Here is a 13,124-nt window from a genome sequence, read left to right as displayed (position 1 = left end):
CTTTGCTTTTCGCATCGGCTAAGTCTTTATCCGCTTGTATTTGTTGATTCAGTAAGTTTTGGGCATTATTCACCAGACCTTGTAGACGCGTTTTTTCTGTACCTGCTGGGAGTTTATTCACTGCATTTTGTGCCGCATCGATGGCTGCTTGATTGGTTGTACCTTTCAGCTTGTTAAAGTTGCTGTCTGTGAATAGACCTTCCGCTTTGCTTTTCGCATCGGCTAAGTCTTTATCCGCTTGTATTTGTTGATTCAGTAAACCTTGGGCATTATTCACTAGGCCTTGTAGACGCGTTTTTTCTGTACCTGCTGGTAGTTTATTCACTGCACTTTGTGCCGCATCGATGGCTGCTTGATTGGTTGTACCTTTCAGCTTGTTAAAGTTGCTATCTGTGAATAATCCTTCTGCTTTGCTTTTCGCATCGGCTAAGTCTTTATCCGCTTGTATTTGTTGATTCAGTAAACCTTGGGCATTATTCACTAGGCCTTGTAGACGCGTTTTTTCTGTACCTGCTGGTAGTTTATTCACTGCACTTTGTGCCGCATCGATGGCTGCTTGATTTGTTGTACCTTTCAGCTTGTTAAAGTTGCTGTCTGTGAATAGACCTTCCGCTTTGCTTTTCGCATCCGCTAAGTCTTTATCCGCTTGTATTTGTTGATTCAGTAAATTTTGAGCTTTATCTACTAGTCCCTGTTGTTGGTCTTTTTCTGAAACTGCTGGCAATTTATTCACTGCATTTTGTGCCGCATCGATGGCAGCCTGATTTGTTGTGTCTTTAAGGCTATTAAAATGGTTATCCTTAAACAGACCTTCTACCTTATCTTTGGACAGTTTTATATTGTCATCTAGCATAACAATAGCAGAAAATGCCTCAGCACTTTCACGGTTTTGGAGAGGTAATAATACTCCATTTTGATTGATTATAAGTTGAGAAAGTTCAGAAATCTTACTTTCTCTAATAGAGCTATTAAAAACATTTCTTCCTTCACCGCTAATTTTAAATGAAACATTTAGGTAATGTTTATAATTATATTTTTCTCCTATACTAGTTATTTTAACTACAGAGTAAATTGCTCCTTTTTGCAAATTGACAGCAACTTCCTTTGTATCAGTTGAGAGTTTGTTTGTTGGGACGTTTGCTAAGTTCACTATTCTTTGATCATTACTATCATAAACCTGCAGTAAGTGTTGATCGCCTGTCATCATACCATACGCATCTATTCTAAACGTATATAAACCCGTTGCTGGGGCAACAAAATAATTATCTACTATTTCTCCATAGTAGTTATAACCTAGGTTGTAAGATTGTGAGATATCTTTGTATGGATTAGTAGAAGGAGGAATTCCAACTATAACATTATCTTTTATATGTTTTCCAAGAGAACTGGTACCTACACCATCAAAGATACTCTGGTTCGTACCCATTTGTATTGTTGTCTCCCATGGTGAAACACTCATGACAGACTGTGTACTTGCAAGTGCCTGCGTTTCCCCTGTAAATCCAATCCCTGATAATAATGTACTAGTTAATACAATTGAAGCTGTCATTACATTAAACGGTTTTAGCCTTTTACTATTCTTCATCATCTTGTTGTTATTTTCTTTCTTCATTCGTAGGTTACTCCTCACAATAAATTATTAGTGTGTTACTAAAGTAATCATACATTTTTTCGGCAATTCCCCTGTTTCAATATCGATTTTAAATAGATGAAATTAGAGACTCTAGAGATAGAAAAAATCATTCCATATAAAAAGAAAAAAATAATATTCCTTAATAACCTTACAGATTAGTAGTAATAATTAACAAAAAAATAAATAACTAGTATGTTTATCGTTAGTTAATTGTTCCTATGGATCATCCGAACACGACACTCAATTTTATAGTTATAAAGAATAATTCCAAAATTGAAAATGAGGAAACAACATTTAGGTTTAACCAATTATTTTGTAATCTCCTCAATACGTATCTGCCCGTGGGAACTACTCCCTACTTGAAGAAACAGAATAAAGCTAGTTGGAACTTAAACCTCGTATCGATAGGGTAAGCTATGACAGCGTTTTATCTACTAACTATCATTGCAGACATATGTGCTAACTTTTGAGTTTTCAAAACTGTTAGCCTCGATATACTATGGCAGACTTGTATCAGCATCATGAGCCCAAACTCAATTGCTAGTTCTTCGCTACCTGCAAAATAGGCTGTTGGTGAATGAGGATACTAGATTTCGTGGAGATTGAAAATGAATAAAGTCGTTGGAATGGACATTTCTAATGGTGAAAATCAGGTTCAGCCATTTTTAGATATAGTTAAACCATATAATAAGAATTTTAAAACAGATCAAACTTGGTGGGCAGTTCGACATCCCTTCATTTCTCCTATAAAAAAATAGTAGCTCAAACCTTGACTTTGGTTTGTGCTACTATGTAAATAGGCTTTTATTACTAAACAAACTAGTATAGCATGTTTAGAAATTATTCTAACTCTAGATGCTCTTTCAATTTAGCCGTCACATTTTCTAACTCTTCTTCATTCATCATGTTATACCAAACACCATCTATTTTCTTTCCTTCTCCTTTTTCAAAAGAAAGTGTTTCTATTTGATTCAGTGTGTTTTTATAGCCTTTCTGAATATCCATCATTTGATCTATTGTCATATTAGTTCGCACGTTGTTCTTGAGAGAGGATAATAAATCATTATAGTTCATCAAACTATTAACGGATGCCCCTTTTTGTAAAACAGCTTGAAGTACTTGTTTTTGTCTCGCTTGCCTTCCAAAGTCACCTAATGGATCATCATTCCGCATACGAACATAGCTCAATGCTTGTTTTCCATCTAAGTGGATCATTCCTTCATTGTAAATAAAGTCATCTACTTGAAAGGCATTTCCATTTTCAACGGTAACTCCACCTACAATATCAACAATTTCCTTAAAGCCTTCCATATTTACTTGAACAACATAATCAATAGGTATATTCAGCAGATTTTCCACCGAATGCAGGGCCATGTCCATCCCACCAAAAGCGTATGCATGATTTATTTTGTCTACTTTGTTTTTCCCTTTAATTTCAGTATACGTATCCCTAGGTATGCTAATTAATTTTGTAGAATTAATAGTTGGATTTACCGTAATGACGATGATTGTATCTGAACGTCCTTTGTCATTTTTCCGTTCATCTACACCAAGAAGAAGCAATGAAAAAGGTTGTTTTTTCACTAATTCAATTTCTTTGGTCCTTAGTTTAGAAACTGGACGTATTTCGGATTCATGGATGGTTTCCAGCGTCGTAGTAACTTTATAATAAAAGTTGCCTGCATATATAATACAGCTAATAATAAAACTTACAGCAACAAATATCCATACTGTTTTCTTTTTCATAGGGACTCCATTCTTTATCTTTGCAATACTATTGCGTTAATTAAATAGATAGGCACACTTAATTCCTGAAATAATCTGTTTTAGGTGAAAATGTCTTCTTGAATTATGAATCCCCGATCTATCATTGAATAAACTGAAGATGTATATTTAAAATATTCCCGTACCTCTCCCATTTCAGTTCCGCCATATCCTTACCATCGTTATCGCGTTCCCCACTTGGCTTCTTTAATCGTAAGAAGGGCAAACATTCTAAGTGGAAATAGTAATACTAAATGAATAAGCCCGTACAATGGTGCTAAGATAAAGATCAGCGGTCGCTTTACCACGTAATGGATGTTCCTTGCATAAGCAGACAAACTTAAAGATAGTAAGTAATAAAAAAACATTACCAATCCAAACGACTCAACCTGGTAGATAATCGCAAGGATAATAACAAATCCGAACAAAATCCAAAGTAGCATTTCAAAGGTAACCCAGATGAGGGTAATTGGCTTATGAAAACCTATTTTAAATGCGATGACACTCTCTCTAAAAAACGATTTATTCCATCTTATTTGTTGTTTCAAGAATTGTTTTAGATTATCTGGTACATCTGTATCACAACGAGCACCAGATTGGTAAACCGTTTTCCCTTTTAAAATTGCATAATTTGTTAAACAACGATCATCTCCTGATTGAACAGCTTTTCCTAAAAACAACTGTGAACCGTAGTGTTCGATATTATCCATGACGATTTCTCTTCTATAACAGCTAATTGGACCCGAACATACCAAAATATTCCCTGTGGTAGACTGGGCTGCACGTTCAACGCGAAAAGCATTGTCATACCTCATATCTAATAGTTTTGTAAACAAATTATGGTTTTTATTGCGAGCGTTGATATGTCCTGTAACAGCCATTACCTCAGGATTTGCAAATGGACGCAACAATTCTTTTAGTGCATCGGGATAAACATAACCATCTGAATCGACCGTGAAAAAGATATCACCTGTTGCTTGTTCGAAAGCCCATATTTGAGCATGACGTTTCCCTTGGTTTTTTGATAATTGATGCACGATTAATTTAGGATAGTGAAGTGATTTAGTCGAATCACGCTCCCTTTCCCACTTCTCTTTAAAATCTAAAACGGCTCGATAGCCACTGTCATCAACACTGCCATCGTCTATGAAGAAAATTTCATGAACAGGGTAATCCTGGTCCAAGATACTCTGTACTGTTCCCAAAACAGCTTCTGGCTTTTCATTATAAGATGGAATAAAAACCGACACCTTAACATCAGGCGGCTCATTCACATAGGGCTTGTAATAAAAAGAAAGCGTCATTTTTCCAATGAGATACACGATCATGATCGAGCCATATAGCCCAAACGTCTTAGAAACTCCCCCTTTAAAGCCCACATTTAAATATGTTATTCCCGCAAGCATTACTGTGAAAAGAAATAAGACTAAATATGTTTTTATATTACGTTCTGACTTTTGTTGCCATTGTAGCATACAGTTCCTCCTGCATTTTTATTATATTTTTTGACCCTAAAGGTGTCTTTTATAAAAGTAACATGTTAGACAGATGTAATTATCTCACTATAGAAATGCTCACTTTTTTTATTGAGACCCAATAATGAGTTGCTAACAACAGCATCTTACATAAATCACTCTTCAATTGAATCTAATCAAGCTGATTTTTACATTGAAATATGGATAAACTTGATGAAAAGGCAATCTCATGAAAAACCCCCTAGCTAACCGGGTGCACTAATAGTCTTAAAGTTTTCAATTATGGTTATTAGAGCTTTCAGGACATTGCCGTACATAAAAAAACCCAATTTCTCAGTCATATAAGATGAAAAATTGGGATTTACTGATTTGCTTGCCATATCGCTCTTGATCGTAAGTGTTTTTTGTTGGAATACGTGTACTTAGAAAGAGTCCTCTCATATGTTGCTAAGTCAACTGCCGTTATAGATCTTATAAACAGGAATACTCTTTTTTATAATTTGTAATAATTCACATTCTCAAAAGAGAAGTAGGTATTACGTGTATCAAAAATTAAAGCTGCATGTTCGTCAATCAACGCATAATTGATATTTGTATGATTTGTTAAAATCAACACTGCGTCTGCACGCAACATTAATTCTTCTGTTAGTGGTACCGTGTTCGTCTTCCAATTATCTACAACGACCGTTTCTATTAATGGATCGACAATTTTCAAGTTACAGTGTTTTTCTCTAAGGATGTTAATTACATCTAATGCTGGAGACTCACGGAAGTCATTAACATTCGGTTTATACCCTACCCCAACTACCACCACTTCAGCATCATGTAAATTTTTTTCTTGCATGTTTAAATAATGTGCTAATCTTTCTACAACAAAGTTTGGCATCGACTCGTTAATTTTATCTGCAGCTTCAATCAAGGTTGCCGTGATGCCATGCTGTTGACCAGCCCATAATAAGTATTTCGGATCCACTGGTATACAATGTCCTCCCACTCCCGGACCAGGTGTAAAAGGCATAAAACCATATGGCTTAGTTGAAGCCGCATCAATTACTTCCCAAATATCAATATCCATTTTATAGCAGAGTTGACTCATTTCGTTGACAAGTGCGATATTTATTTGACGGAACGTATTTTCAAGTAGTTTTTCCATTTCAGCAACCTTTGGGCTTTTTACCGTATAAACATTGGTATTAATAACTGTTTCATAGAAAACCCTCGCCACTTCTGCACAAGATTGTGAAATTCCACCTACTACTTTTGGTGTATTGGTCACCGAGAAATTTCGATTTCCTGGATCAATGCGCTCGGGCGAATATGCTAAAAATATATCTTGGCCAATCTGTACATTCTGTTTTTCTAAAATAGGGCGAACAATGTCTTCCGTTGTTCCAGGGTATGTTGTGCTTTCGAGAATAACGAGTGTATCCTTTGACATGTTTTGCTCAATGGCGTGGGCAGCTTCTACAATGTACGAAATGTTCGGTGTACCCTCTTCAGTTGTTGGTGTCGGTACACAAATTATAATGACATTTACTTCCGCAAGCTTAGTAAAGTTATTTGTAGGCTCGAATTTCTCCTTGTGGATCGCTTGTTGAATAATTATCGCAGGCATATCCGCTATATAACTTTGGCCACTTCTTAAGAGGCCGATTTTGTCATCATTTTTATCGAAGCCGATTACTTGAAATCCTTTATCCACGATTTCTAATGCAAGTGGTAACCCCACATAGCCAAGACCGATAATTCCAATTTTCGCCTTTCTTGTTGCAATATTTTCTGATAACTTTACAATCTTTGATGATTTTATTGTAGTCTTCATTTTTTATTGATTACTCCTTTTATCTATGTTGATATATTAACGATTTAATCTTTTTTAAAGTGATAAAAGATTCATTTGTCCATTTCTACTATAAAAAAACCCCTTTAAGATAGTGTTTAATCTATCAATTTTAGGTAACTCATTTTTTCTGGCTTACCACTTTATAATAGAGATATAGCTAAAAAAAATATTCCAAATTTGAAATAGCAAAATGATTTAAAGAAATCGGAAAATAAATAAACACATCGATTACACCCAATGAAAAAAATACAAAAAACCTACTAACCAAAGTTAGTAAGTTGAATGATCGTTCAATGAAGTATAATTTTTTGAATTGGGAGATGTCGCATTATGGTTCAGCTAAAAGACCTTGTTCGGTACAATAACAACGGTTTATTATTCTTTTCTTTCTGATTACTCAAACTTTAAGATATCATTCAACACCCCGATTTTTTTGCAATATAGTCTATCCTTCTTACATGTACAAACAGGTTTTGAAACGATAAACTAACTTTTTTTAATAGAAAGAGCCATTTTTCTTTTCTGCTGAGATGAGTAAAAACCTTGGTTTTCCGCTTCTCTCGTTCATATTAGAAATACTCTTTAATATTCCATCCGAAGGCAAAGGTTCTTTGACTGTTTTTATACTAAAACCAGCCACAATTAAAGCGTTTATATAAGTCAAAATCGTTCGATGATATTTCACAACATTCTTGGTATTTGCATATACCCCTTTTGATCTATTGCTGTCAGTTGGCCAATACAGTCGATTCCCTTGGTCATCGAAATACCAATCTTGTTCGTTACGAGCTGTAAAAATTGGATGTTCTACTGAAAAAATAAACGTACCACCTGGCTTTAGATAATCATAGATTTTGTTGCTGATTGTTTGAAACGACTTCGTATAGTGAAAAGTCAATGAACTGATAACCACATCAAATTGAGAAGCAGAAAAATGGATATCTTCAATGGCCATGTTACTATACGAAATGAAGGGATCATCTGTTTTTTTACGAGCTTTTTGAAGCATTTTTTCGGATGTATCCACACCTATCACAGAACTCGCTTGTTGCTCACGAGCATATCGGCAATACATACCGTCTCCACAACCTAAATCAAGTACACTTTTGTTCGTTAACTCTGGTATTAATGCTTTTAATATCTGCTGCTCCTCCGCAGGTTCCCCTCCTCTTTTTGAACGGGACATTTGCTCATTTGCAGAAAAGAAATTTCCATCATCATTTATATTTTGTATCATCCGTAATATAGCTCCTTTAAAAAATCTCTTTCAATAATTGATCAAGTTGGGCAAAGTGATTAATCGGACTACTAACAGAACGTTGAAGATCATCCTAGACTTTTCAGAAATCCAAAGTAAAACAATGACTTCTTACCGAGATATCGCTAGAACAAAAAGTCACAAGTATATTCGCAACGTGATTTTATGGCAACTCTTTTTCGGGTTTGAAGAGTGAGGTGCAAAACAATCACTACTATCTTCATATGTAAAGTATGTTCTATCAAAATTGCTTTAATTTTTCTTCATCGTCATAGTTTGTATAAGCGACAGTGTCAGTACGCAAGTTGATGCTAGTTCTGTCGCTGTTAAAACCCTTTTTAATCCTACAATTTATTCCGTTTACTTCTTCCATAATAGAGGAAAAGAATAAGAAGAATATTTCAAATTTGAAATAGCACAACACACAAAAAACAGGCTTACAAAATGGTCCTAAACAAAACATGATTATTTGATTAAGTAGCTTTCCGGTGAGTTATTCAAAATCAATTAGGGCAATTAGACATAAGCAAATAGTATTGACAGGTTTAAACTTAAGATTTATTTTTATATTGACCGGTTGTTATAATTTAGGGGTGATTGAATAATGAGTGCTAAAGGAAAAACCAAGGAACAAATAGTAAAAACAGCTTCACGGCTATTTCAGTTACAGGGCTATCATGCCACAGGTGTACAGCAAATTATCGAAGAAAGCGAGTCACCTAAAGGTTCATTGTACTATTACTTTCCAGAAGGCAAAGAACAATTAGCTGTCGAGTCTGTTCAGTTAACAGCACATTTTATAGGTAACTCTATTAAGGAAAGTCTTGATAAAGAAAAGGACGCTGTAAAAGCCATACAATCTTTAATTTATTATTTGGCTGAGTTTTTTCAAACAACATTAAGGCTTGAAGGGGTTCCGATTGCAGCTGTTGCTTTAGAAACGTCGTTAATTAGTGACTCCTTAAGAATGGTATGTCAAGAAGCTTATAACGAATTCCAAGATCTATTCAAACAAAAATTACTGCAAGCAAATTTCGAGGAGGAAAAAGCACGTCAATTAGGAATTGTCGTCAATTTGATGATTGAGGGAGCATTTTTAATTTCATTTACAATGGGTAATGCAGAGCCGTTACACCTAGTAGCTGAAAAAATTCCATTGCTTTTACAACAATAAAAATATTCTTTGGAGGGATTTTATGAAAGTATTAGTAACTGGCGCATCTGGTAATGTAGGGCGATATGTAACAGCTGAACTACTAAAGATGCATGAACAAGTCGTGACTTCAGGAACGAATTTAGAGAAACTTCAATATTTGTTTGGAGACACGGTTGAGAAAGTGCTACTAGATTTTACTGATTCCTCCACTTTTCAAGAAGCACTTAACGGTGTAAACCGGGTATTTTTGATGCGGCCACCACATCTAGGTAAACCACAAGATTTATACCCATTTATTGATGCAATGCAACAAAGAGGTATCCAATTAGTATCTTTCTTATCGCTAATGGGCGTAGAGAAAAATACAATACCACCCCACCACAGAATTGAGAAGTATATAGAAGCCATTGGTCTTCCATATGCCCATGTTCGACCTGGGTTCTTTATGCAAAATTTATCAGGTGTACATTCGGTTGAGATTAAGGAAATGAATCAAGTTTTCGTACCAGCAGGTAAAAGCAAGACAAGTTTTATTGATGCAGCAGATATTGGTCTTTCTGTAGCCACCTTATTACACAATCCTGAGAAATATCAGAATAGTGCTCATACCATTACTGGACCAGAAGCACTTGATTATTATCAAATAGCCGATATTCTGACAAACGTAACCGAGAGAAAGATAACCTATGTAAAACCAAGCTACTTAAAATACAGAAGCTATTATATAAAGAAACGAGGTCTTGACAAAGCCTATGTCAACGTGACAGTGGCTCTCTATTTCATGACCCGTATGGGCACAGCCAAAGCCGTGACAACGGATTTTATAAAGTTAACTGGAAAACAACCAATATCCTTTGAACAATTTGCAAAAAATCATATTGATTGTTTTAAGTAATTCATCTCAATATATCAAACCAATATTTATACCTTTATTATTACAAAAAATAACCATTTGAATCGGAAGGCTAGTCAGCGTGGCGTGTTGAGTATTTCACATATGAACTAAGCACTTTTGGCGAAAGCGATTGCCTTAAAATTTCATTTGTTCTGCGTCTATTTAAATGCGGCATCCTCTGTTAAGTTTGAAAGCTTTTAAATATATCCAATACGCTCTGGCAATCATCAATGTCCTACTCTTTCTTTTTGAAAAAATACAGTAATAGAATTAAATATGCCGCTTCACTTTTTCGCAGAAAAGGGTGTCTCAAATGACTTTTGAGACACCCTCATTTGTTACATCATTTCCATTGCAAACGCAGCATTTTCTGATAATATTTACCATAAGATGTTTACGTAACGTTCAAAATGGTTGTTGCTGTTTCATGACCCGATAGGTCGCCCATTCCATGTAACATTTTTAAGCATAGAACGTCAATACAACTAGATGATAAAGGAGAAAGTTTGCAATGAAGCATATAATCTTTGATTTTGATGGGACACTGGCAGATTCAACCGCCGTGTTTGCATCAGCATGGAATACATTAGCACAGAAATATAAATTTAAAGGAATTGAATTGAAGGAAATTGATACATTGAAAAAATTATCGATTTCAGAACGCAGTAAATTATTTGACTTCCCGATGTATAAATTGCCCATGATTTTACCGCAATTTTATAAATTGTATCGCCAATCGTTAAATGATGTTCATCTTTTTGATGGAATGAAAGAAGTTCTGATGGAGATTGATAGGAGAGGCTATAAGATCTTAATTATTTCCTCTAATTCTAAGGACAATATTTTAGAGTTTCTAAAAATGAATGGTATTCATTGTGTTGCCGATGTTCTTTGCTCCAACCGTATTTTCAGCAAAGATAAAGTCATGAAAAAGTTTTTAAAGGAGTCTAACGTCAACTCCTCTGAGGTGCTATACATTGGGGATGAACAAAGAGATATTGTTGCCTGTAAAAAGGCAGGTGTACCTATTATTTGGGTAGAATGGGGCTATGATGCAATAGAAGTCGTACAAAATGAAGAACCTGAATACAAGGTAGCTACACCTCAAGAAATTTTAGAAATTATTTCATAATGGAGAAGGATAATAGCATTCTACATGTCTATTATCCTTTTTATTTCGAGTTATTCTTTGATCTCGCTAATATGCAGTAGCTTTTCAGCTGTGCTATTAACGCCTTTATAGGCATCTGTTAATTCATGCATACTCGTAGCAAATTGTTGTGTAAAGGCAGCAATTTGATTTGCAGACGCATTGACTTGATCAATGGATTGTTTAATATTTTCTAATTGTTTTGTAATACTTTCAGCACTTTCCGAACTACTTTGAGACATTTTTTGTATTTCTGAAGCAACGACAGCAAAGCCACGCCCGTGCTCACCTGACCGAGCAGCTTCAATGGAAGCATTCAAGCCAAGAATTTTTGATTTCATCGCTAGATCTTTTACTATATTAACAATCACATTAATTTGTTCAATATCCCCTGCCATGGATTCCGAGAAATTCGATAATTCCGCTAAACGATTGGAAACATCCGCACTAGAAGTGGCTAAGCCTTCATTTGTGGCAGTCATCTCTTCAACAGTACTGGAAAGCTCGGTTGCCAATAAGCGCATATTATCCATTTTTTCATTGGAAATAATGGCACTTACTACACCGATCACATGGCCGCCATCAAAAATAGGTTGTGCAGAGGCGATGTATGCCATGCCAAACCCTTCGGCTCCACGTTCTTCTTTGACAAATCGACCTGAGCTCAAGGCGATTTCAGTTGCAGTTCCTCGATATTTATGTACAGTTTCACCAACCCCTACTTTTAAGTCAACACGTTTACCTGGTTTATAGGCGAGAACTTTTTCTGTATCTGCCACGATGACACAAGTATCCTCTGGATAAGTTGCTTGGTATAAATCAATCGACTCAATTACCGCCTGTAGTTTCGGATGCATTGTCTTTCCCCTTCCCCAAAGCTTTACTAAAATAGCTCAATTTAACTATATCATGTCACTTAAAAAAAGACACCAACGTTCTCGGCGTCTTTACACTACATTATGGTTTAGTCAATATATCTACATATTTTTCAGCCGTCCGTATTTCGATTGTTAGAAAATCCTTCCCATAGCTAGCTTTTATTAAAAATGGCACATCATTCGTGTTTTGAAACCTAAAATCTAAACCACCGTACGAAACCGTAGCATCTCTTCCTTTTGGAACATACCCCACGTCTAATGAATGATGATGGCGCTCCACATATTTAATTGGAATTTGATCTACTGCATTAAACAATGTTGAGGAAGTTTGACAGATACCACCACCGATACCCATTACAACCTTCTTATTGATAATTTCGGGTGCAGGCTGATAGCCATTCACTTCGTCTCTTGGTCCTACAATCGTATTAAAAGAGAAGGAATCTCCACTACCTACGATGACGTTATTAATCGCCATGGCAGACAGCTCAATGTTTTTATTTCTTCCGCTATCAGTGCTATTGAAATAAGTCGTATATGATGCAACAACGACATCCTCTAATAAAGGAAGATCCTCTAGATAATAGCCACTTTCTGTAATATAGAGAGGCATTTCTACTTGACCGCCAGTCGCTGAAGCTTCTAGAATTCGCTCCACTAATTCACTTTCTTTTAAAATCATTTGTGGTCTTCCCTTAATTACTTTTCCTTCTCTACCCAATCGATCGAGCACCATTCGCTGGTCATAGCCATCTGTTGTGTCTGTTCCTCTCGCTAATTCCTTTGCTAACTGTTCCATATGCTTTTGATAAGCTTGCTTATCTGTATCAAAGCCGAATTCCTTTGGAGAAATGATTTTGATAATCTTGTTTGTAGTTGGATCAACAACCTCAATCAGTTGCTCTTGTTCATAAGTAACAGGTTGCTGTAATTCTTCGATTTGCAGCTCAGGTTGTCGAATTTCTTGTTCTAGTTTCTTGTCATTGGCCGCTTTTTCCTGACATCCTACTAGCCCCATCATACAAATCACACAAAATGTAGCCAGCCACTTCTTTTTCAACCATGAACACCT

Annotated in this window: 11 protein-coding genes; 4 read left to right on the top strand and 7 right to left on the bottom strand. The window is 35.7% G+C overall.

Annotated features, from left to right (window positions below):
• The coding region (locus GJU32_RS04305) for a toxin Cry1Ac domain D-VI-related protein (protein ID WP_230874918.1) at positions 1-1,612 on the bottom strand (1,612 nt) is incomplete at its 3' end.
• A 629-nt stretch (positions 1,613-2,241) separates the two neighbouring features.
• Between GJU32_RS04305 and GJU32_RS04300 the strand changes: the two genes are divergently transcribed.
• Positions 2,242-2,391 (top strand): hypothetical protein, encoded by a 150-nt coding sequence (locus GJU32_RS04300; RefSeq protein WP_155590685.1) that lies wholly within the window; start codon positions 2,242-2,244, stop codon positions 2,389-2,391.
• 82 nt (positions 2,392-2,473) lie between these two features.
• On the opposite strand, the gene GJU32_RS04295 is transcribed toward GJU32_RS04300, so the two are convergent.
• From GJU32_RS04295 to GJU32_RS04280, 4 genes are all read right to left on the bottom strand, one after another.
• The gene (locus GJU32_RS04295; RefSeq protein ID WP_155590684.1) at positions 2,474-3,379 is read right to left on the bottom strand and encodes an LCP family glycopolymer transferase; all 906 of its coding nucleotides are present in this window, start codon (positions 3,377-3,379) and stop codon (positions 2,474-2,476) included.
• Between the two features lie 200 nt (positions 3,380-3,579).
• The gene (locus GJU32_RS04290) at positions 3,580-4,872 is read right to left on the bottom strand and encodes a glycosyltransferase family 2 protein (protein WP_155590683.1); all 1,293 of its coding nucleotides are present in this window, start codon (positions 4,870-4,872) and stop codon (positions 3,580-3,582) included.
• A gap of 493 nt (positions 4,873-5,365) precedes the next feature.
• Entirely contained in the window at positions 5,366-6,694 is a 1,329-nt protein-coding gene (locus GJU32_RS04285) for a nucleotide sugar dehydrogenase (RefSeq protein ID WP_155590682.1), read from the bottom strand.
• Between the two features lie 517 nt (positions 6,695-7,211).
• Entirely contained in the window at positions 7,212-7,952 is a 741-nt protein-coding gene (locus tag GJU32_RS04280; protein WP_155590681.1) for a class I SAM-dependent methyltransferase, read from the bottom strand.
• A 625-nt stretch (positions 7,953-8,577) separates the two neighbouring features.
• Here GJU32_RS04280 and GJU32_RS04275 point away from each other — a divergent pair.
• The 3 genes from GJU32_RS04275 (at position 8,578) to GJU32_RS04265 (ending at position 11,156) form a co-directional block, all read left to right on the top strand.
• Positions 8,578-9,147: a TetR/AcrR family transcriptional regulator gene (locus GJU32_RS04275; protein WP_155590680.1), complete on the top strand. Its 570-nt coding sequence runs from the start codon at positions 8,578-8,580 to the stop codon at positions 9,145-9,147.
• 22 nt (positions 9,148-9,169) lie between these two features.
• Positions 9,170-10,024 carry an NmrA family NAD(P)-binding protein gene (locus tag GJU32_RS04270; RefSeq protein WP_155590679.1) on the top strand — a complete coding sequence of 285 codons (855 nt, stop codon included), beginning with the start codon at positions 9,170-9,172 and terminating at the stop codon, positions 10,022-10,024.
• A 511-nt stretch (positions 10,025-10,535) separates the two neighbouring features.
• Positions 10,536-11,156: an HAD-IA family hydrolase gene (locus tag GJU32_RS04265; RefSeq protein ID WP_155590678.1), complete on the top strand. Its 621-nt coding sequence runs from the start codon at positions 10,536-10,538 to the stop codon at positions 11,154-11,156.
• A 50-nt stretch (positions 11,157-11,206) separates the two neighbouring features.
• On the opposite strand, the gene GJU32_RS04260 is transcribed toward GJU32_RS04265, so the two are convergent.
• Positions 11,207-12,031 carry a methyl-accepting chemotaxis protein gene (locus tag GJU32_RS04260; RefSeq protein WP_155590677.1) on the bottom strand — a complete coding sequence of 275 codons (825 nt, stop codon included), beginning with the start codon at positions 12,029-12,031 and terminating at the stop codon, positions 11,207-11,209.
• A gap of 100 nt (positions 12,032-12,131) precedes the next feature.
• Positions 12,132-13,112 (bottom strand): VanW family protein, encoded by a 981-nt coding sequence (locus GJU32_RS04255; RefSeq protein ID WP_155590676.1) that lies wholly within the window; start codon positions 13,110-13,112, stop codon positions 12,132-12,134.
• Positions 13,113-13,124 lie beyond the last annotated feature (12 nt).

The sequence above is a fragment of the Lysinibacillus cavernae genome, assembly GCF_009724685.1.
GTDB lineage: Bacteria > Bacillota > Bacilli > Bacillales_A > Planococcaceae > Lysinibacillus > Lysinibacillus cavernae.
Note: the sequence above shows the minus strand (reverse complement) of the source record. Positions and strands in the feature narration are given on the sequence as shown.

Bases quoted from the DNA above. Each gene is read 5' to 3' on its own strand.
- GJU32_RS04270 (WP_155590679.1), top strand. From the start codon at position 9,170: ATGAAAGTATTAGTAACTGGCGCATCTGGTAATGTAGGGCGATATGTA.
- GJU32_RS04300 (WP_155590685.1), top strand. From the start codon at position 2,242: ATGAATAAAGTCGTTGGAATGGACATTTCTAATGGTGAAAATCAGGTT.
- GJU32_RS04275 (WP_155590680.1), top strand. From the start codon at position 8,578: ATGAGTGCTAAAGGAAAAACCAAGGAACAAATAGTAAAAACAGCTTCA.
- GJU32_RS04285 (WP_155590682.1), bottom strand. From the start codon at position 6,694: ATGAAGACTACAATAAAATCATCAAAGATTGTAAAGTTATCAGAAAAT.
- GJU32_RS04295 (WP_155590684.1), bottom strand. From the start codon at position 3,379: ATGAAAAAGAAAACAGTATGGATATTTGTTGCTGTAAGTTTTATTATT.
- GJU32_RS04280 (WP_155590681.1), bottom strand. From the start codon at position 7,952: ATGATACAAAATATAAATGATGATGGAAATTTCTTTTCTGCAAATGAG.
- GJU32_RS04290 (WP_155590683.1), bottom strand. From the start codon at position 4,872: ATGCTACAATGGCAACAAAAGTCAGAACGTAATATAAAAACATATTTA.
- GJU32_RS04265 (WP_155590678.1), top strand. From the start codon at position 10,536: ATGAAGCATATAATCTTTGATTTTGATGGGACACTGGCAGATTCAACC.
- GJU32_RS04260 (WP_155590677.1), bottom strand. From the start codon at position 12,031: ATGCATCCGAAACTACAGGCGGTAATTGAGTCGATTGATTTATACCAA.